This is a genomic window from Shigella sp. FC1544 (assembly GCF_001722145.1).
GTDB classification, from domain to species: domain Bacteria; phylum Pseudomonadota; class Gammaproteobacteria; order Enterobacterales; family Enterobacteriaceae; genus Escherichia; species Escherichia coli.
The window spans coordinates 1-1,582 of the sequence record NZ_MECT01000284.1; the positions used below are offsets into that span (position 1 = coordinate 1).

Consider the following 1,582-nt stretch of genomic DNA (forward strand, 5'->3'; position numbering starts at 1 on the left):
GGCTTACTACACCCGCAAAATGAGTCAGGGAAAACGACACAATCAGGCGCTTATCGCCCTGGCGAGACGACGCTGCGACGTTCTGTTCGCCATGATGCGCGACGGGACTTTTTATACCCCGCAGGGGTCATAACATACTTGACAACTTAATAGGGGCACCCCCCCCCGTCTGCCGCTGCCATTTTTTTGCCGCATGATTGGCAAGCTTAGCCAGCGTTTTGGTCTGGGCGATCCCCACACCAACAGTAAGATGGGTACGTTGTAGCACCGTTGCGCGAATTTCTCTGCCAAAATCAGTCAACAATTACGCACACCTGTCAGATCGCAGAATGCCTCATCAATACTGTAAATCTCGACGCGGGGCGATAGTTCTTCCAGCGTCGACATCACCCGATTGCTCATGTCTGCGTAAAGCTCATAATTGCTGCTAAAGCAAACCACACCACAGCGACGAAACAGATCTTTTTGTTTGAACCAGGGATCGCCCATTTTAACACCCAGCGCCTTTGCCTCAGCGTTTCGGGCGATAACGCAACCGTCATTATTCGATAGCACAACCACCGGTTTACCCCATAAATCAGGGCGAAACACCGTCTCACAGCTGGCATAAAACGCGTTTACATCACAGAGAGCAAACATCAGCGCATCGCCTTAACGACGTGGATCACCACACCAAAGACATCCAGCGTATCTTCGCTACTGATGGTAATGGGCGAGTACGCACTGTTCATGGGAATAAGCTGTACCGTCGGGCGTAGTTGCGATTTTTTCACCGTAAACTCGCCGTCAACAGCAGCGATGACAATATCACCATGGCTGGCGGTAATAGCGCTATCGACAATCAGTAAATCACCGTCACTAATTCCACCATCAATCATAGAATCACCACTTGCTTTGACGAAGTAAGTCGCGCTGGGATGCTGGATCAACAGTTGATTCAGATCGATGCGCTGTTCGACGTAATCTGCTGCCGGTGAAGGAAAGCCACACTGAACAAGATCGCTAAATAGCGGAAAAGTCACAATTTCGCGGAGATCCGCAGGCTTGATAAACAACATAATAATCTGCCTGAAGTTATACTGTTTTTATATACAGTAGTCTATTCTTGCCAGCAGATCAATACTGATTCAGGCTATCAATATTTGTCGCTGTATAGACTGCTGATTTTTCGTTCTCTTATCCTGTGCTCACGTGGCCTTCTGGCGACGACGCTCATCCAGCAGAAATGAAAAATATCACCCGGCAAAAAAATAGAATAGAAGCATTCGGTAATGACTCCAACTTACTGATAGTGTTTTATGTTCAGATAATGCCCGATGACCTTGTCATGCAGCTCCACCGATTTTGAGAACGACAGTGACTTCCGTCCCAGCCTTGCCAGATGTTGTCTCAGATTCAGATTATGTCGCTCAATGCGCTGAGTGTAACGCTTGCTGATAACGTGCAGCTTTCCCTTCAGGCGTGATTCATACAGCGGCCAGCCATCCGTCATCCATACCACGACCTCAAAGGCCGACAGCAGGCTCAGAAGACGCTCCAGTGTGGCCAGAGTGCGTTCACCGAAGACGTGCGCCACAACCGT

Annotated in this window: 1 protein-coding gene and 3 pseudogenes; 1 reads left to right on the top strand and 3 read right to left on the bottom strand. The window is 49.1% G+C overall.

The window, feature by feature from the left end; translation table 11 throughout:
• Positions 1 to 133, top strand: a pseudogene (locus BGK49_RS29480) (IS110 family transposase); the annotation flags it as partial.
• Between the two features lie 27 nt (positions 134 to 160).
• Here the strand turns inward: BGK49_RS29480 and umuC are convergent.
• The 3 genes and pseudogenes from umuC to BGK49_RS14260 all read right to left on the bottom strand — a co-directional run.
• A pseudogene (gene umuC / locus BGK49_RS14250) lies at positions 161 to 639 on the bottom strand (DNA polymerase V catalytic protein); the annotation flags it as partial.
• Positions 639 to 1,058, bottom strand: a complete 420-nt coding sequence (locus BGK49_RS14255; protein WP_000897381.1) for a translesion error-prone DNA polymerase V autoproteolytic subunit — start codon at positions 1,056 to 1,058, stop codon at positions 639 to 641. The gene BGK49_RS14255 and the pseudogene umuC, both read right to left, overlap by 1 nt.
• A 224-nt stretch (positions 1,059 to 1,282) precedes the next feature.
• Positions 1,283 to 1,582 (bottom strand): annotated as a pseudogene (locus BGK49_RS14260) (IS1-like element IS1X2 family transposase); the annotation flags it as partial.

Bases quoted from the DNA above. Each gene is read 5' to 3' on its own strand.
- BGK49_RS14255 (WP_000897381.1), bottom strand. From the start codon at position 1,058: ATGTTGTTTATCAAGCCTGCGGATCTCCGCGAAATTGTGACTTTTCCG.